At 68.7% G+C, this 17,613-nt stretch carries 14 protein-coding genes; 4 read left to right on the top strand and 10 right to left on the bottom strand.

Going from position 1 to position 17,613, the window contains the following annotated elements:
• The first annotated feature begins 46 nt into the window (after positions 1-46).
• Positions 47-1,108, top strand: coding sequence for an Rv2578c family radical SAM protein (locus ACIOU8_RS10805; RefSeq protein ID WP_400789070.1), 1,062 nt, complete (start codon positions 47-49; stop codon positions 1,106-1,108).
• A gap of 64 nt (positions 1,109-1,172) precedes the next feature.
• Complete coding sequence (locus tag ACIOU8_RS10800; protein ID WP_400789068.1) at positions 1,173-1,712, top strand: YaeQ family protein; 540 nt, start codon at positions 1,173-1,175, stop codon at positions 1,710-1,712.
• Positions 1,713-2,008: 296 nt separating this feature from the next.
• On the opposite strand, the gene ACIOU8_RS10795 is transcribed toward ACIOU8_RS10800, so the two are convergent.
• A complete protein-coding gene (locus ACIOU8_RS10795) occupies positions 2,009-4,351 on the bottom strand; it encodes a DEAD/DEAH box helicase (RefSeq protein ID WP_400789066.1) in 2,343 nt (780 codons plus the stop codon).
• Between the two features lie 293 nt (positions 4,352-4,644).
• On the opposite strand from ACIOU8_RS10795, the gene ACIOU8_RS10790 reads away from it, so the two are divergent.
• Positions 4,645-5,541, top strand: coding sequence for an aldose 1-epimerase family protein (locus tag ACIOU8_RS10790; RefSeq protein ID WP_400789064.1), 897 nt, complete (start codon positions 4,645-4,647; stop codon positions 5,539-5,541).
• Between the two features lie 200 nt (positions 5,542-5,741).
• Here the strand turns inward: ACIOU8_RS10790 and ACIOU8_RS10785 are convergent, their stop codons facing one another.
• The 9 genes from ACIOU8_RS10785 to ACIOU8_RS10745 all read right to left on the bottom strand — a co-directional run bounded on the left by ACIOU8_RS10785 (position 5,742) and on the right by ACIOU8_RS10745 (position 15,993).
• Positions 5,742-8,948, bottom strand: coding sequence for an efflux RND transporter permease subunit (locus ACIOU8_RS10785; protein ID WP_400789062.1), 3,207 nt, complete (start codon positions 8,946-8,948; stop codon positions 5,742-5,744).
• Between the two features lie 22 nt (positions 8,949-8,970).
• Positions 8,971-9,564 carry a TetR/AcrR family transcriptional regulator gene (locus ACIOU8_RS10780; protein ID WP_400789060.1) on the bottom strand — a complete coding sequence of 198 codons (594 nt, stop codon included), beginning with the start codon at positions 9,562-9,564 and terminating at the stop codon, positions 8,971-8,973.
• A 107-nt stretch (positions 9,565-9,671) separates the two neighbouring features.
• Complete coding sequence (locus ACIOU8_RS10775) at positions 9,672-10,841, bottom strand: Gfo/Idh/MocA family protein (RefSeq protein ID WP_400789058.1); 1,170 nt, start codon at positions 10,839-10,841, stop codon at positions 9,672-9,674.
• Positions 10,842-10,884: 43 nt separating this feature from the next.
• Positions 10,885-11,949, bottom strand: a complete 1,065-nt coding sequence (locus ACIOU8_RS10770; RefSeq protein ID WP_400789056.1) for a LacI family DNA-binding transcriptional regulator — start codon at positions 11,947-11,949, stop codon at positions 10,885-10,887.
• A 3-nt stretch (positions 11,950-11,952) separates the two neighbouring features.
• Positions 11,953-12,846 carry a carbohydrate ABC transporter permease gene (locus ACIOU8_RS10765; protein ID WP_400789054.1) on the bottom strand — a complete coding sequence of 298 codons (894 nt, stop codon included), beginning with the start codon at positions 12,844-12,846 and terminating at the stop codon, positions 11,953-11,955.
• On the bottom strand, positions 12,839-13,798 hold the full coding sequence (locus tag ACIOU8_RS10760) for a carbohydrate ABC transporter permease (protein WP_400789052.1): 960 nt from the start codon (positions 13,796-13,798) through the stop codon (positions 12,839-12,841). Before ACIOU8_RS10760 ends, ACIOU8_RS10765 begins: the two co-directional genes overlap by 8 nt.
• 6 nt (positions 13,799-13,804) lie before the next feature.
• Positions 13,805-15,076 carry an ABC transporter substrate-binding protein gene (locus ACIOU8_RS10755; protein WP_400789050.1) on the bottom strand — a complete coding sequence of 424 codons (1,272 nt, stop codon included), beginning with the start codon at positions 15,074-15,076 and terminating at the stop codon, positions 13,805-13,807.
• A gap of 171 nt (positions 15,077-15,247) precedes the next feature.
• Positions 15,248-15,607, bottom strand: a complete 360-nt coding sequence (locus tag ACIOU8_RS10750) for a fluoride efflux transporter FluC (protein WP_400789048.1) — start codon at positions 15,605-15,607, stop codon at positions 15,248-15,250.
• Entirely contained in the window at positions 15,604-15,993 is a 390-nt protein-coding gene (locus ACIOU8_RS10745) for a fluoride efflux transporter FluC (protein WP_400789046.1), read from the bottom strand. The genes ACIOU8_RS10750 and ACIOU8_RS10745 overlap by 4 nt, the downstream gene beginning before the upstream one ends.
• An 86-nt stretch (positions 15,994-16,079) precedes the next feature.
• Between ACIOU8_RS10745 and ACIOU8_RS10740 the strand changes: the two genes are divergently transcribed.
• Complete coding sequence (locus tag ACIOU8_RS10740) at positions 16,080-17,609, top strand: FAD-dependent oxidoreductase (protein ID WP_400789044.1); 1,530 nt, start codon at positions 16,080-16,082, stop codon at positions 17,607-17,609.
• The last annotated feature ends 4 nt before the right edge of the window (positions 17,610-17,613 follow it).

Genomic DNA, 17,613 nt, shown 5'->3' with positions numbered 1-17,613 from the left:
CCCCATCGGGTTGACGGTCTGTAGTAATTATGTTCGACTGGACGACATGCGGTGGCAAGGACAGAAACTCGGCGACGTCGATGCCGCAGCGCTGCCCGGCCTCGAACAACGCACTGGCGTGCTGCGCACGGTGACCACACCGGACTTCGCGGGCATGACCTTTCATGAGGTGCTGTCGAAGTCCGCGCTCAACCATGTTCCCGGCGCATCGCGCATGCCGTTCGCATGGACCATCAACCCGTACCGCGGATGCAGTCATGCCTGCGTGTACTGCTTCGCTCGAGGAACTCACGAGTACCTCGATCTCGACGGGGGCTCGGACTTCGACTCGCAGATCGTCGTGAAGGTCAACGTCGTCGAAGTGCTGGAGAGAGAGCTGCGCAAAGGCAGCTGGGAGCACGAGACCGTCGCTCTGGGGACGAACACCGATCCGTATCAGCGCGCTGAGGGCCGCTACAGGCTGATGCCGGGGATCATCGGGGCCCTCGCGGCGTCGGGCACCCCGATGTCGATCCTCACCAAGGGCACGCTGATCAGACGCGACATCCCTCTGCTGGTGAAGGCGGCGCAGCGTGTGCCCGTCGACATCCAGATGTCGATCGCGATGTACGACGACGAGCTGCAGAAGGCGATCGAACCGGGCACTCCGACGACCCAGGCACGACTCGACACGGTGCGCGCACTGCGGGATGCGGGATTCCGGGTGACCGTGTTCCTGATGCCGATCATGCCGCACATGACCGACTCGGTAGAGGCGATCGACACGGCTCTGCGTCGCATCAAGGAGGCGGGTGCGAACCGTGTCATCTACGGCGCGCTCCACCTGCGCGCCGGAGTGAAGCCCTGGTTCATGCAGTGGCTCGGCGACTTCCGTCCCGACCTGGTCTCGTCATATCGGGGTCTGTATCCGGGCGTCTCCGCCGAGGCGCCCAAGGGGTACCGGCAATGGCTGGCCAAGCGGGCACGACCGCTGATCAGGCTGCACGGCCTCGACGGCCAGCACGAAGACGACTACCCGGTGCGCGGCATTCGGGCGTCCGCGCCGCACGGGCGCCCGGCACCCGCGTTCACGCCGACGCCCGCCCCCGCGCAGCCGATGCTGTTCTGAGGTCGGGGCGTCTGCGCGCGCAGCGGTCGAGCACGCCTGCCGCAGGCGCGTAGGCTCGGTCGTTATGGCTATCGGCTCCACCATGCACACGTTCGAAGTCCAACTCGCCGACATGGATCGCGGTGTGTACGACGACTTCTCGCTGCGTGCGGCGCGGCATCCCTCGGAGACCGATGCATACATGCTCACCCGCGTGCTCGCGTACGGACTCGAGTTCACCGAGGGCATCACCTTCGGAGGCGGCATCTCGCAGACCGAGGAGCCGGCCGTCCTCGTGCGCGACCTCACGGGCCAGATCACCGGCTGGATCGAGATCGGAGCACCCGACGCCGAGCGCCTGCACTACGGCAGCCGACTGGCGGAGCGCACGGTCGTCTACACACACCGGGACCCGGCAAAGGTCATGGCGCCCTGGGCAGACAAGCGCATCCACCGCTCAGAGGACATCCGGGTCTTCAGCTTCGACGCAGGCTTCATCGATTCGGCAGCCCCGCTCATCGAGCGCCGCAACACCATGACCCTCACCATCACCGAGCAGGTACTCTACCTCGATCTCAACGGCACGACGCTGACGACGGCGATCCACGAGCACGAGCTGGCGTGAGCTGAGCGCCGCCGCGCGGCATCCGCCTGCCACCCTCGCCCGCGCTCGAGCACCTCTGCCCGCGCTCGAGCACCTCTGCCCGCGCTCGAGCACCCCTCAGGAGGAGGACTGCGCCTGGGGAGGACAGATTCCGTGGAATTCTCCTCCCCAGGCGCAGTTCTCCTCCCCAGGCGCCGCAGCCCCGCACCCCCGCACCCCGGGCCCGCACTCCGCGGCCCGGACCCCGCGCCCCGCACCGAACACGACGAAGGCCCCGCCCCCGCGGATACAGGGACAGGGCCTTCGACAGTGACGGATCAGGCCGTGAGGTCTGACGCGGTCGGCACGCGACCGGCGATCTCCTCGATCAGGTCGTCGTTCAGACGAGCGTTCTCGAACGGAGCGTCGATCTCAGCACGCTCCAGCAGCTCGGTCATGCGCCGCTGACGCTGACGCGTGATCAGCGTCACGACGCGGCCCGTGCGACCGGCGCGGCCGGTGCGGCCCGAGCGGTGCAGGTACGTCTTGTACTCGTCGGGCGCATCGGCCTGGACGACCAGGTCGATGTCGTCGACGTGGATGCCGCGGGCGGCGACGTCGGTGGCGACGAGCACGCTGACACGACCCGACGTCAGGCGCTCGAGGTTGCGCGTGCGCTTGGCCTGGTTGAGGTCACCGTGCAGCGAGACCGCGGGGATGCCGGCGTCGTCGAACTGCTCGGCGAGCATGTCGGCGTAGGCGCGGGTGCGGGCGAAGACGAGGGTCTTGCCCTCGCGGTCGACGAGCGACGTGAGGATGTCGGCCTTGTCGCGGTGCTCGATCACGAGCACCCGGTGCTCGATGGTGCTCGAGTCCTGGTCTTCACCGGCGACCTCGTAGACGGCCGGGTCGACGAGGAACTCGTCGACGAGAGCAGCGACCTCACGGTCGAGCGTCGCCGAGAAGAGGAGCTTCTGGCTGCCGTCGGCCGTGTGGCGCAGAATGCGCTGCACGGGCTCGACGAACCCGAGCTCGCACATGTGGTCAGCCTCGTCGAGCACCGCGATGCGGCAGTCCGAGAGGTCGAGCTTGCCCTGGTTGATCAGGTCCTCGACGCGACCGGGCGTGCCGATGACGATATCGACCCCCTTCTTCAGCGCACCCACCTGGCGGCCCTGGGGCACACCACCGTAGATCTGGGTGGTGAAGAGGCCGACGCTGCGGGCGATCGGCTGGATCGTGCGGTCGATCTGCAGCGCGAGCTCGCGCGTCGGAGCAAGGATGATCGCACGGGGCGAGCGGCCGAACTCACGACGCTTGCCCGCCTGCGACTGCAGCACGCGCTCGACGAGCGGGGCGCCGAAGGCGATGGTCTTGCCCGAGCCGGTGCGGCCACGGGCGAGCACGTCACGACCGGCGAGCACGGCGGGGATGCTGGCTGCCTGGATCGGGAACGGCGTCGCCGCGCCCAGGCCGACGAGGGTGTCGACGATGTTGGATCCGAGACCGAGGTCGCCGAAGGTCACACCATCGACCTCGACCGCTGCCACGGACTTCGCCTCGAGGCGCTCGTGCACGACGTCATCCGTCGGCTCGAACTTCTTGGCGGGTGCCGCGCTCGATGTGGCGTTCCAGTCGTTGCGGCTGGGTCGCTCGTTGTGCGACGGCCGCCCGCGGGTGTCCGACGTCAACGGGCGGGGACGATCGGTGCGGTACGCGCCACCGGTCGAGGGACGCGAACGCTCGTCGCGGCCGCCCTCGATCGAACGCTGAGTGCGGTCACGGCCGAAGGCACGACGCGCACGGTCGGCGTCGTAGGAGCGCTCAGGGCGCTCGGCGCCACCACGGTCATCACGACGCGGGCTCGCGCCACGGTCATCACGACGAGGACGGTCGTCGCGGTCGAAGCGGGGGCGCTCGGCACCACGGTCGTTGAACCGGGGACGCTCGGTGCGGTCGCCCGCCCGGGCAGAACGGTCGTCGCGGTTGAAGCGCGGCCGCTCGGACGCGCCGCGGTCTTCGCGCTGCGGGCGGTCGTCGCGGTTGAAGCGCTGGCCACCGCGATCGTCGCGGAAGCCACCGGAACGCTGGTCACGGCGGTCGTCACGACCCGGACGTCCACCATCGCGGTGGTCGTTGTCGCGGAAGCCCTGGCGCTGCGAGCCGGCACCGCGGTCGTCGCGGCGCGGACGCTCGTCACGCTGGCCGCCGCGCTCATCGCGGTACGTGCCGGGACCGGTCGGACGCTGGCCGCCGCGGTCATCGCGGCGCGGACGGTCGAAGCCGGTGGAGGAGCGGTCGTTGTAGCGCGGACGGTCGTCGCGGTTGTGCGGCGCCTCGCGGCGACCCGACTCGGCGCGGTTGCGGATGCCACGGGACTCGTCGCGACCCGCACGCTCCTGCGACGACCAGCGCTGCTTGGGCGCGCCGCCCTCTTCGGCCGGACGGTAGCCGCGGTGGCTGGCACTGCGGCTGCCGGGGCGGCGGTCGAAGCCTGCCGCCGGGGTGCGCCGCTCACCGGCATCCGCGCGTCCGCCGCGTGCATCACGGGAATCGCGCGTGTCGCGCGCGCTGTCACGGCCGCCGTTGTGGCGGTCGTGGAACGACGTCTTGTTCGCGCCGTAGCGCGGCTCGAAGTTGGCCGAGGGGCGTCCGCCGCGGGGCTTCTTGTTCTTGGGCATGGGGGTGTCCTTCTGGGTTCTCGCCACGAGAACGGCGCCGCGCACACGCGCGGTACCCTGCGCGCGGTCGGATGCGACCACGCGGGGTGTCCGGACTGTCAGCGGCCGGGGCCATTCATGTGATGGTTGATTAGCGTCGAGCGACGCTCACCATCGGCCCCTGGACTCACACTTCTTACACAAAAACGTCCGCGCACTGCGCGGGTGTCCGAAGCCGACCCATCAAGTGTAGCGGTCGCACCTGAAAGAGTCCCCAACCCCCTGGTCGCCACGAGTCGCCATACGATTGCGGAGTGAACTCCGCATCCCCCACCGGCACACAGGTGCACCTCCAGCTCGGCGACATCAGCGCTCAGATCGCCCAGGTCGGCGCCTCTCTCCGCTCCCTCCGCATCGGCTCCGTCGACCTGATCGCTCCGTATCCGCTCGACTCGCCGACGCCCTCGTGCTCCGGAGTGGTGCTCGCGCCCTGGCCGAACCGGGTCAGGGACGGGCTCTGGAACGACGACGGCACCGAGCGGCAGCTCGCGATCACCGAGCCGAAGTTCACGAATGCGAGCCACGGACTGCTGCGGTTCACGGCCTACGGCTTCTCCGAGACCGCCTCGGGGACGACGCTGAGCGCGACGATCTTCCCGCAGACCGGCTACCCCTATCTCGTCGAGACGAGCGTCACGTACGTGTTGCGAGCCGACGGAATCGACGTGACGCACGCGCTGACCAACCGTTCCGCGACGGCGGCACCGGTTGCACTCGGCACGCACCCGTTCGTCACGATCGGCGATGTCGACCCGCACGACCTGGTGCTGCGCGTCCCGGCGCAGACGGCCTTCACCACCGACGAGCGGATGCTGCCCACGGGCACGCACCCGGCGGATGTCGCGCTGCGCGACGGCGTGCGCCTCGGCGAGGTGAGTCTCGACACCGGGTTCACCGACCTCGAGCGCGATGCCGACGGACTCGTCCGGCACTCGCTCACCGCACCGGACGGGCGCCGGCTCACCCTCTGGCAGGGTGCGGGATTCGACTTCGTGCAGGTCTACACGACCGACAAGTACCCGGGGCAGCCACTTGCCGTCGCGATCGAGCCCATGACAGCGCCCGCCGATGCTCTGAACAGCGGCGTCGGCCTGCGGCGCTTGGCTCCCGGCGAGACCTGGACGCTGCAATGGGGCATCACGCTCGACTGAGTTCGGCCGTGCCGGCTCCATAACTCCGGAAGAGCTGGCGGGCAGGACTTTCCGGCCCCGCTAGGGCCGACCAGCCCCCCGGTTCTCCGGAGTATGGCGCACGCCGCGTGCACGACTCAGCACGAAACGGCTGACGCCCGCCCGGAAAACGGTTCCGGGCGGGCGTCAGGCTCAGTCGTGCTGAGAACGGAAAGCAGACGCTACTCGCCGCGCTCGCGGAGCTCCCGGCGAGTCAGCTGAGAGGCGTGGGGCAGGCTCGAGTCCGATCCGGCTCCAGCCAGCGCGAGCCCACCCGACGGCGCAGGACCGTCCGAAGGCTCGGTCTCGCCCGCCGCCGCAGACCCGCCGTCGCCCGACCCCGCCTTGCGGGCACGGCGCCGCTCCTTCGCACCCTCGACGAGGTTGTAGAGCGTCGGCAGCACGATCAGCGTCAGCACGGTCGACGACAGCAGACCACCGATCACGACGATCGCGAGCGGCTGCGAGATGAACCCGCCGTGTCCGGTGATGCCGAGCGCCATCGGCGTCAGCGCGAGGATCGTCGCGAGAGCTGTCATGAGGATCGGCCGCAGACGCTTCTCGCCACCGGCCCGCACGGCATCGATCGTCGACAGCCCCTTCTCTCGATACTGATTGACGAGGTCGATCAGCACGATCGCGTTGGTCACCACGATGCCGATGAGCATCAGCACACCGATGAGCGATGCGACGCCGAGCGGCACCCCCGTGACGATCTGCAGCAGGATCGCACCGGTCGCCGCGAACGGCACCGAGACGAGCAGCAGCAGCGGCTGGCGCAGCGACTTGAAGGTCGCGACCATCACGACGTAGACGATGAGGATCGCCGCGAGCATGGCGAGACCGAGCTGCGAGAACGAGTCGGCCTGCTGCGACGCGACACCGCCCACTTCGGCCGATGCGCCATCGGGCAGGTCGACCGCGGCGAGCGCATCGGTCACCGACTGGGTCGCCACAGCGAGGTTGTCGGACGCCGGCGGCACCGTGATCGTCGCGGTGCGGCGTCCCTGCTCGGTCGTGATCGAGGTCGGGCCGTTGCGCTCCTCGACCGTGGCGATGTCCTGCAGCTGCACGACACCGAGCGCGCTCGGGATCGCGAGCTCGCGCAGCGCCTGCGCGGTCGTGGGCGGCTCGGACGACGCGAGGTAGATGGTCAGCGCGGTGTCGTCGATCTCGACGGTTCCGACCTGCTGCGGGCGCATCGTGTTCGAGACGATCGATCCGACGGCCACCTCCGACAGCCCTCGCTGCGCGGCGGCGTCACGGTCGACGACCACGGCGAGGTACGGCAGAGCGGCCGCGAGGTTGTCGGTGACCTGACCGATGCCCTCTCGCCCGTCGAGCTCGTCGACCACGGAGGTGGTCGCTGCCTGCAGGTCGTCGGAGTTCGACGCCGAGACCGTGATCTCGATGTCGCTGGAGCCGAATCCGGCCGAAGATGCGACGGTCACCTCTCCGACGTCGGTGAGGTCTTCGATCGCGTCCTGCACCTCAGCGCGAAGCTTCTCCTGGTCGGCGTCTCCGTCGGTGAGCACCGAGTACGTCACGCCGGCACCGCCCGAGAACGCGTCGCGCAGTGCCGAGCCGCTCGACCCGATCGAGGCCTGCACGTGGGTGACGCCGTCGATGTCGAGCAGGGCGTCCTCGACTGCGATCGCCGCCTCCGACTTCGTCTCCAGGCTCGCGGTCGGACCGAGATCCTGAGTGACCGTCATCGTGTTCTGGCCGGAATCGCTGAGGAAGTTGATCTTCATCAGCGGTGCCGCCGCCACTGTGGCGCCCAGCACGATGACCGCGAGGATCACGGTCACGCCCGAGTGCTTCAGCGTCCACCCGAGGATCGGGCGGTAGGCACGCTGCAGCGGCGTCAGCGGTGCATCCGGGTGCTCCGGGTCGATCTGCACACCGTTCTCGTCGAGCAGCGGCTTGCCGGGGCGCAGGAACCAGTACGCGAGCACCGGCACGATGGTCAGCGACACGAGCAGCGAGGCGACCATGGCGATCGACACGGTCACGGCGAACGGACGGAACAGCTCGCCGACCATGTCGCCGACGAACACGATCGGCAGGAACACCGCGACCGTGGTGATGGTCGACGACGTCACCGCCATCGCCACCTCGCGCACGGCGAGGCGGATCGCATCGCCCTTGTCGGCATCGCCGACGTAGTGCCTCTTGATGTTCTCGATCACGACGATCGAGTCGTCGACCACACGACCGATCGCGATCGTCAGCGCACCGAGAGTGAGGATGTTGAGGGAGTAGCCGAACGCCTGCAGACCGATGAAGGTGATGAGCACGCTGGTCGGGATCGAGATCGCCGTCACCAGCGTCGAGCGGATCGACAGCAGGAAGACCAGGATGACGATCACCGCGAAGACGAGTCCGAGCAGCCCCTCGGTCGCCAGCGTCTCGATCGACTGCTGGATGAACGGCGCCTGGTCGAAGATGATGGTGAACTCGGCGTCGGGGAACGCTTCGCCGATCTCGTCGAGCGCGGCGATGACCCCCTGCGAGACCTCGACGGTGTTCGCGGCGGGGAGCTTCGTGATCGAGATCGACAGGGCGTCCTTGCCGTCGACACGCGAGATCGATGAGATCGGATCGGTCTCCTGCACGACGGTCGCGACGTCGCCGATCGTCTCGTTCGTGCCGACGAGCGGCAGTGCGGCGAGTTCCTCGACCGAGGTGATCTTCGCGCCGGTCTGCACCGTCAGCGTCTGACCGTCTTCGGTGATGTCCCCACCGGGGAACAGCGTGCCGTTCTGCTGCAGCGCATCGCTGATCGCCTGCGTGCTCTGCCCGGCGGCCGCGAGCCTCGCGACGTCGGGAGTGATGGTGATGCGCTGGCCGACGCCACCGATGAGCTGCGCGGCGTTGACGCCGTCGACGTCTTCGAGCTCGGGGATCGCGACACTCGTGAGCTCCGCCTGCGCGTTCTCGGCGTCATCGAACCCCGTGACGGCGACCTGGATCACCGGGAAGTCGTCGATCGACACCGCCAGCACCTGGGGGCTGATGTCCTCGGGAAGCTCACCGGAGATGCGATTGATCGCCTGCTGGATCTTCTGCTCCGCAGTCGCGAGGTTCGTGCCGTAGGCGAAGGTCGCCTGCACGATCGAGGCGTTCGTGGTGCTCGTCGCCGTCGTGCCCTCGAGGCCGGGAACACCCTGGATCGCCGACTCGATCGGCGTCGAGACGTCGTTCTCGACCACCTCGGGCGAGGCACCGGGGTACGTCGTCATGACCATCAGGTTGGGCAGCTCGAGCGACGGGATGAGCTCCTGCTTGAGGTTCGTCAGAGCGAGCCCGCCGAACACGGCGGCGACGATCGTGATCAGCGCGATCAGTGCGCGGTTCTTGAGACTCAGGACGGCGAGTTTCGACAAGGCGGGTTCTCTCTCTGTCGGATCAGGCGGATGCTGCGGCGGTGGGTGCTGAATCGGACGCCTGCACAGGAGTGAGGATCCCGGCGAGGGCGTCGCGGATGAGCTCTTCGTCGAGCGGCTCGTCGTGGATCTGGGAGTGCCAGAGTACGCCGTCGATGAAGACGGCGGCTGCCCTGGCCCGGTCGATCCCATGAACGGGGGCGATGAACCCGACGACCTCGTCGGACCACTGCCTGGCGAACTGCCGCACACGCGGGTCGTGCACGGCCGCGGTCACCACTGCGCGGTCGGCCTGGATCGCACGGGCATCCGTGAGCCCCTGATGCACCAGCTTCGCGAGGCCGGCAGGCGTCACGCCCTCGATCACGACAGCGCGCCTGGTCTCGTCGATGCGCGCCTCGATCTCTGCGGCGAGCGCGCCGATGGCCGCATCGCGCAGGTCGTCGAGTGTGGCGAAGTACTGCGTCGTGGCGCCGAGCGGCACACCGGCACGTGCGGCGACCTTGCGGTGGGTGAGCGCGTCGACGCCGATCTCGATGATCAGCTCTGCGGCGGCGGTGACGATCTCGAGACGGCGCGCTTCAGGGTCACGACGGCGGCGTGTGCCCTCGCTCATCCGCAACCCCCTGCGATCATGCCTGTACTCGCGTACATGTACGCCTGTACATTTTGCACGTCGAACCTGGAGGTTCGCCCGGTGCACCCATGAGCAGGAGTCTCCGGCTACTCGACCTGACCGCGTTCGAAGTAGGCGACGAGATCGGCGTCCAGGGCGGGGATCTCGATGGCCGAGCCGTCGCCGCGCAGCGACTCGGTGGCGAGGATGCCGGCGGCCACCGCCTCGCGAGCCGCTACCGGCGAGGTCTCGGTGACTCCCCCGTCGCGCACGAACCGCAGGAACTCGGCGACGAGCAGCGCATCGGCGCCGTCGTGCCCGGCATCCGCCGCCTCGGGGACGATGAACGTCTCATCGGCGTCGGCGGCTCCGCGGTGGCGGCGGTTCCAGAGCCTGACCTCGCTGCCCGCCGTGTCGCCGGCGTTCTCGATGCGCCCTTCGGTGCCGATCACCGTGTAGTTGCGCCAGTAGTCGGGCGTGAAGTGGCACTGCTGGTATGAGGCGAGGATGCCACCGGAGAGGCGCATGTTGACCATCGAGATGTCCTCGACATCGATCACGGGGTTGAGCCCAGTGAGTGACGTCGGCGGCCAGTTGTCGACGCTGAACCAGTCTGGCATCCGCTCTCCGGTGCGATCGCGGCGGTCGGTGATGTCGCCGTAGACGCTCAGCGCGCCCATGGCCGCGACCTGCTCGGTGTAGGCGCCCGCCAGCCAGTGGATGATGTCGATGTCGTGCGCGCCCTTCTGCAGGAGGAGCCCGGTCGTGCGGCGGCGGTCGGCGTGCCAGTCCTTGAAGTAGTAGTCACCGCCGTGCCCGACGAAGTGACGCACCCACACGGCCTTGACGTCACCGATCCGCCCGTCCTGGATGAGCCCGCGCATCAGCGTGATCACCGGCATGTGTCGCATGTTGTGGCCGATGTAGAGGCGGCTGCCGGTGCGGCGCGCCGTCTCGAGCATGGCGTCGGCGTCGGCGAGGTCGATCGCGAGCGGCTTCTCGCAGAACACCGCGACGCCGGCCTCGAGGGCGCGGATGCTGAGCGCCGCGTGCGTGTCGTCGGGCGTCAGCACCATGACGGCGTCGAGGCCGGAGGCGAGCAGTTCATCGAGCGAGTCGGTGACGAGGGCATCCGGAAGCAGACGTCGCGCGTCGTCGCGAGCCCGCTCAGACGGATCGCAGACCGCGGTGATGCGCGACCCCTGGCCAGGGCGGTGCACCTCCTCGCGCAGTGTGGCGCGCGCGCCGAAGCCGATGAGTCCGATGGTGAGATCCACGGTGGTCCTTCTGAGAGTAGAGATGTGCGCGCCGACGGCGGCGTCAGCGCGAGTGAGAGATGAGGGTGTCGACGTCGGTCGAGGCTCCGGGGAACAGCGACCAGGCGAACTCGTGCAGCTGCCCGGCGGAGTCGTCTGCGGCGAGCGCACGGTCGATGATGATGCGCGCCTGCCTGTCGTAGAAGTCGGTCGGTCCGACCGTGGTCAGTGTGGGGGCGATGAGCTGCGCGTCCGGGGTGTTGCCCACTCCGATCACGGCGACATCGTGCGGCACCCGGAGCCCGAGCATGTGCGCCGCATTGATCGCCGCGATCGCCGCGAAGTCCGTGGTCGCGTAGATCGCGTCCGGCCGGTCTGCACGCGACAGCAGCCGCACGGCCGCGGCGAAGGCGCTCGCCTGCCCCTCGGTGTATGTCACGGTCCAGTCGGGATCGGCGTCGAGTCCCGCGGCCGCCATCTTCTCGAGGTACGGCGTGTATCGGGTGACCTGGGTCGGCGCGAGACGCACGACGCCCTCGGCGGCGAGACATCCGATCGCCGTGCGTCGCTCGAGCAGGTGGTCCATCGCGAGCTCGCAACCGGGGATCGCGTCCGAGCGCACCACGTCGAAGCCAGCGGGCTCGAGGTGCTCCGAGAACACCACGAGCCGCTGGCCGCGTTGCACGAGGTCGGCGAGCTTACGCTCGGCATCCTCGTCGACCCCCACCCCGTCGAGGTAGGCGACGTCGCTCTCGACCCTGTCGAGGGCTGCGTGCCAATCGCCGTCGGCGAGGATCAGCGTGGTGAGGCCGTGCTTGTTCGCCTCGGTGTTCACCGCATCCGCCACCGCGAGCGACCAGGGGTCGCTGAGCATGTGCAGTGACAGCTGCACCATGCCGCTGCGTCCGGTGCGGATCGTCCGCGCCGCGATGTTCGGTCGGTAGTTGAGTTCGTCGGCCGCTGCGAGCACTCGGGCCGCGGTGGCCTCGGCGACCCCGGCCCCCGAGGCGGCGCCCGAGCGCCCGGAGAACACGTACGACACTGTGGCCGTCGAGACCCCCGCTCGTTCGGCGACCATCCGGAGGGTCGGACGCCGCGAGGTCGTCGACTGCTGCCTGCGCTCTGCCATGGGTCAGCCCTTCGATCCGCTGAAGGCGATGCCCTGGATGAACTGCCGCTGCAGGATCATGAAGGTCACCAGCATCGGCAGGGTCGCGAGCAGCGCTCCTGCCATCAGCACCGGGTAGTCGGTGCCGTGGATGCCGACCAGCTGCGAGAGCCCGACCGACAGCGGCATCTTGGCGGGGTCGGTCGTCACGATCAACGGCCAGAGCAGATCGTTCCAGGACCACAGCACAGTGAACACCACGAGAGCGATGATGCCAGGCTTCGCGAGCGGAACCATGATCCGCCAGAAGGTCTGCCACGGATTCGCCCCGTCGATGCGCGCGGCCTCTTCGAGTTCGGCGGGCATCGACATGAAGAACTGCCGCATCAGGAACGTGCCGAAAGCACTGAAGATGCCGGGCAGGATCAGCGCCTGCAGCGTGTTCAGCCACCCCAGCGCCTGGATGATCTCGTACTGCGGCAGCAGGTACAACTGCGACGGCACCATCAGCACCGACAGGAAGACGACGAACAGCGCGTTGCGACCGGGGAACGGGATGCGGGCGAACGCGTAGCCCGCCATGGTGCACAGCACGACCTGGCCGACGGTGCGTCCGACCGTGAGCAGCACCGAGTTGGCGAACATCTGCGCGAAGGGCATCGAGTCGAAGACCTCGCCGAAGTTCGTGAACACCCACTCACGCGGCAGCAGGCTCGGCGGCACCTGCACCGAGTCGGACAGCGTCTTGAACGAGGTCAGCAGTTGCCAGATGAACGGGAAGACCATCAGGATCGCGCCGACGAGAAGCACCACGTGCACGATCCAGATGGCGCGGTTGCGGGGCTTTCCCGCTCGCCCTGCCGCGCGCCCGGGCGACGCCCCGACGACGGCGCGCGTGTCCAGCGAGACGTCACTCATAGTGCACCCACTTCTTCTGCAGACGGAACTGCACGACCGTGAGCAGCAGGATGATCACGAGCAGCAGGAAGGCTACGGCGGCGGCATACCCTCGGTCGTTGTCGAGGAACCCCGCTTCGTAGAACAGGTAGACGACCGTGCGGGTGTTGGGCATGGCCGGGTTGCTGCGCCCGAGCATCATGTAGATGAGGTCGAACACCTGCAGGGCCCCGATCACGCTGATGACGCTGACGAAGAAGATCGAGGGCGACAGCAGGGGGATCGTGATGGAGAAGAACTTGCGCACGGGGCCGGCCCCGTCGAGGTCGGCGGCCTCCATGATCGTGTCGGGGATGCCCTGGAGCCCGGCGAGGAAGATGACGATGTTGGTGCCGAGCCCGGCCCAGATGCCCACGACGGCGATGGCCACGAGGGCGGTGTTCGGGTCGGTGAGCCAGCTGCGCCCCTCGACGCCGACCGTGCCGAGCGCGGCGTTGAGCACGCCGTAATCGCCGTTATAGATCATGCGCCACACCAGCGCGATCGCTGCGGGCATCGTGACGACCGGGATGAAGTACAGCGTCCGGTAGGCGCTGCGCCCCTTGAGCCCTGCGGTGTTCAGCAGCGCGGCGATGCCGACGGCCAGCGGGATGCCGATGAGGGCGATGACCGTGTAGAGCGCGGTGTTGCGCAACGCGCCGATCAGCTCAGGGTCCTGGAACAGGCGGGCGTAGTTCTCGATCCCGACCCACTCGGCGCCGCCGAACGGTCCTGACTTGGTGAACGAGATGATGAGCGTGCGCACCGTCGGCCAGAGATAGAACACGGCGATGCCGAGGGCGGTGGGTCCGATGAACACCAGTGCCCACCACGGGGAGGCACCCGGGTTGCGGCTACGGCGGCGGAGGCCGGGGCTCGTGGCCTCCGGCATCCGCTGTGCCTGCGCGCGCGGGGGCGACGCGGTGACGGTCATGAGCGACTACTCCTGCTCGGCGTCCAGCGCCGCCTGCATCTGCGCGGCGAGGTCCTTCAGGCCTGCGTCGGGCGCGACGGCACCCGACCAGACCTGCGACAGCACCTCGCTCTCGATGCTCGTCCACGCCGAGGTGTTCTTCGAGACCGGGTAGGGCACCGCGGTGTCGAGGGCGTCGATGTAGACCTGCAGGTCGTACTGCGGCAGCGCGTCGACCCAGCCCTGCTGGGTGCCGTTGAACGCGGGGATCACGGTGCCGGTCGCCGCCTGGATCTCGGCCGCCTGCTCGCCGCTGGCGAAGGCCGCGAATGCCTTGGCCTCGGCCACATGGGGGCTCTTCGCGTTGGCGACGTTGCCCACGCCGTGGATCACGCTCTGGTTGCCCTTCGGCCCTTCGGGGAGCGGCGCGACGTCGACCGTGTCGGCGATGTCGGCGTTGTCGCCGTAGGCGATCGCCGCCCACGAACCGTTCTGGAACATCGCGATCTTGCCCGACAGGAAGAAGTCCTCGGGGTTCGTGTCGGTCATCTGCTGTGCGGTCGGCGACGACCCCGCCTCGATCAGGTCGGTCCACAGCTCTATGCCGGCGAGAGCCTCGGGCGAGCCGTAGCCGCTCTCGGTGCCGTCGGCGGAGATGACCTCGCCGCCCGCCTGAGCGATCGAGTTGTAGAAGTTCTCCTGGCCGTACTGGCTCGCGGCGACGCCGAACTGGCCCTTCGCCGGGTCGGTCAGCGCGGCGGCGGCCGCGGTGAAGTCGTCCCAGGTCCAGCCGGCGGTCGGGTACTCGACGCCGGCGGCGTCGAAGAGCGCTTTGTTGTACCAGAGCGCCACAGTGTCGAAGTCCTTCGGGGCCCCGTAGAGTGCGCCGTCGAACGTGTAGAGGTCGATCAGGCCCTGGGGGTAGTCGGCGGCATCCACGCCCGCATCGTCGAGCGGCGCGAGTTGGCCGTTCGAGGCGTAGAGCTGGAAGTTCGGACCGTTCATCCAGAACACGTCGGCGGCGGAACCGCCCGTGGCGGCGGTCTGCAGCTTGGTGAAGTACTCCTTGTAGGGAGTGACTTGGATGTCGATCGTGACGTTCGGGTTCTCCTCCTCGAACGCTGCGGCGATGTCTTCCATCGCGGGCTTCTGGTTCTCATCCCAGATGGCGTAGCTGAGGGTCACGTCGCCGCCCGACGAGCTCTCGCCTCCGGCGGCGGGCGAACAGGCGCTGAGCGCGAGGACGGCTGCCGCGGACGCGGCGAGGGCGCCGACGGTGCGGTGCGAGGTGCGGGGCATCGATGTCTCCTTTGACGGGTGCAGGGAATCGTCGCTGCGTCGGGATCTCGTGTGTTAAACGATTAGCAGTTAAACGATTAGCAAGGAGAATAGCCTGTCCGGGCGAGCGGCGCAAGCATCGATCTGCACCCGCGGCAGCGGAGTCAGAACAGCGGAGTCAGAACAGCGGTGTCAGAACAGCGAACCGAGCGCCAGCCCGAAGCCCGCTGCGAGCAGGCCGAGCAGCAGCATGCCGACGGCATTGAACGCGGATGCCCTGTGCTCGCCGTCGCGCCACAGCGCGACCGTGTCGAGCATCGCGGTGCTGAAGGTCGTGTAGCCGCCGAGCAGACCGGCGCCGAGGAGGAACGCCTGATCAGGCAGCGCCGCAGTCACGACGCCCAGCGCGAACGAGCCGGTGAGGTTCACGACGAGGATCCCCCACGGGAAGCGCCGCCCGGCGACCTTCGCAACACCGATGTCGACGAGATAGCGCAACGCTGCCCCCACGCCTCCGGCGAGCGCGGCTCCGATGAACAGCAGCGGACTCACGAGTCGGCTCCGGCGACGCGGGTGGTCGAACGGGGGCAGCCCAGGCGCACCCCGAGCGCCGCGGCCGCGAGACCGAGCACGAGACTGCCCGCGGCGTACGCGAAGGCGAGCAGCGGAGCATCCGCCCAGAGAGCATCCGTGCCCGTCATGAACGCGCTGTAGGTCGTGAAGCCGCCGAGCACGCCGGTGCCGAGAAACACCCGCAGACCAGTGGTCTGCGGCAGCCGCGCGGCGAGGATGCCGATCAGCAGCGCCCCGATCACGTTGACCAGGAGAGTGGAGACCGGGAAGCCCCCGGCGTCCGGAATCCAGAGTGCGACCCCGAGCCGAGCCGTCGTGCCGATGCTGCCTCCCGCGAAGACGAGGAGGAGGCTGCGGAGAGTCACGCGACAACTCTAGCCGCGCCATTGCAACGCATCCGCTGATTGTCAACCGGGTGTGACGGAGCGGCGCCGGGGCGAAGACTGACTCCATGAAGCCACTGTGGAAGCTCGACCGGACTCCGCCCATCGGCACACCGTTCGACCCCGGCGCACGGCACGACGTGATCATCGTCGGCGCGGGCCTCACCGGCCTGACCACGGCGGTCATGCTGACGCGCGCAGGGCTCGACGTCGCGGTGATCGAGGCAGGCGAGGTCGCCGAGCTGGCGACCGGAGGCAACACCGGCAAGCTCACCCTGCTGCAGGGCAAGCGGCTCGCCGAGATCCGCAGGCACCACTCCGCCTCCCTGGTTCAGGCGTATGTCGAGGCCAACCGTGCGGGCATGGACTGGCTGGTCGGCTTCGCCGATCACGCGGGCGTCTCGTACGAGCGGCGCACCGACCACTCGTACGCGCAGGATCCGAGCGGTCTCGACTCAGTGCGCGAAGTGCACGAAGCCGCGCGCGAGGCGGGCCTTCAGACCAGAGTGCTCACACGCGCGGAGCTCTCCGAAGCGGCTTTCCCCGTCGTCGGCGCCACAGCCCTCGACGACCAGGTGACCATCGACCCTGCGCTCGTGACGCAGGCGCTCGCGGAGGAGCTGCTCGCGACCGGCGGCACGCTGCACACAGGAGTCAGGGTCACCGCCACCCATGTCCTTCCCGAGCCGCGCGTCGAGACGCCGGTCGGGCCTATGTTCGCCGAGAACATCGTGATCGCGACGGGCTACCCGATCCTTGACCGCGGGCTGTACTTCGCGAAGATGCGGGCGTTCCGGTCGTACTGCGTGTCGTTCCGCATCGCAGGTGAGGTGCCGGAGTCGACCTTCATCTCGCTCGACTCTCCCAGCCGGTCGATCCGTCCGGTCTCCTCCGCCGACGGTCCCGGCGGCACGGCACAGCTCATCGTCGGCGGCAACGGGCATCCGGTCGGGCGCTCCGACAGCGAGGCCGCCGCTGTCGACGATCTGATCGACTGGACGAGGCAGTACTTTCCGGATGCTGAAGAGACGCACCGCTGGTCGGCTCAGGACTACGAGTCGCACAATCAGATCCCGTTCGTGGGTGCGATGCCGCGGGGACTCGGCAGCATCCGCTTCGCGACCGGATACGCCAAGTGGGGCCTGTCGAACGCGCCGGCCGCGGCGCTCCGTCTGACCACCGAGATCCTCGGGGCGAGCTGGCATGATCGGCCGTCATGGATGGTCAAGATCGGCACGCGACTGACGGTGCCCGCCGATCTCGCCCGAGGAGCCGCCGAAGGAGCCAAGGTCGCTGCGGCCGCGACCAGCGGCTGGGTCGAGGCCGAGCGCAACCCCGTGCCGGTCACCAAGCCATCGGAAGGCGAAGGCGTGGTCGCCAACCGCGGCGGCCGCCCCGTGGGCATCTCGACCGTCGACGGGGTCACACGCTCGGTCTCGGCAGTCTGCCCGCACCTCGGCGGAGTGCTCGCCTGGAACGACGAGGAGTGCACCTGGGACTGCCCCCTGCACGCCTCTCGGTTCGAGGCGGACGGCACGCGCATCGAGGGCCCTGCCCTGCAGGATCTGAAGCCGCTGCCCCGCAAGAGCGGCGGCTGATCGT

This window comes from Microbacterium sp. NPDC087589 (assembly GCF_044743635.1).
In the GTDB taxonomy this organism is placed as follows: domain Bacteria; phylum Actinomycetota; class Actinomycetes; order Actinomycetales; family Microbacteriaceae; genus Microbacterium.
Note: the sequence above shows the minus strand (reverse complement) of the source record. Positions and strands in the feature narration are given on the sequence as shown.

Bases quoted from the DNA above. Each gene is read 5' to 3' on its own strand.
- ACIOU8_RS10805 (WP_400789070.1), top strand. From the start codon at position 47: ATGCGGTGGCAAGGACAGAAACTCGGCGACGTCGATGCCGCAGCGCTG.
- ACIOU8_RS10800 (WP_400789068.1), top strand. From the start codon at position 1,173: ATGGCTATCGGCTCCACCATGCACACGTTCGAAGTCCAACTCGCCGAC.
- ACIOU8_RS10795 (WP_400789066.1), bottom strand. From the start codon at position 4,351: ATGCCCAAGAACAAGAAGCCCCGCGGCGGACGCCCCTCGGCCAACTTC.
- ACIOU8_RS10780 (WP_400789060.1), bottom strand. From the start codon at position 9,564: ATGAGCGAGGGCACACGCCGCCGTCGTGACCCTGAAGCGCGCCGTCTC.
- ACIOU8_RS10770 (WP_400789056.1), bottom strand. From the start codon at position 11,949: ATGGCAGAGCGCAGGCAGCAGTCGACGACCTCGCGGCGTCCGACCCTC.
- ACIOU8_RS10765 (WP_400789054.1), bottom strand. From the start codon at position 12,846: ATGAGTGACGTCTCGCTGGACACGCGCGCCGTCGTCGGGGCGTCGCCC.
- ACIOU8_RS10760 (WP_400789052.1), bottom strand. From the start codon at position 13,798: ATGACCGTCACCGCGTCGCCCCCGCGCGCGCAGGCACAGCGGATGCCG.
- ACIOU8_RS10755 (WP_400789050.1), bottom strand. From the start codon at position 15,076: ATGCCCCGCACCTCGCACCGCACCGTCGGCGCCCTCGCCGCGTCCGCG.
- ACIOU8_RS10740 (WP_400789044.1), top strand. From the start codon at position 16,080: ATGAAGCCACTGTGGAAGCTCGACCGGACTCCGCCCATCGGCACACCG.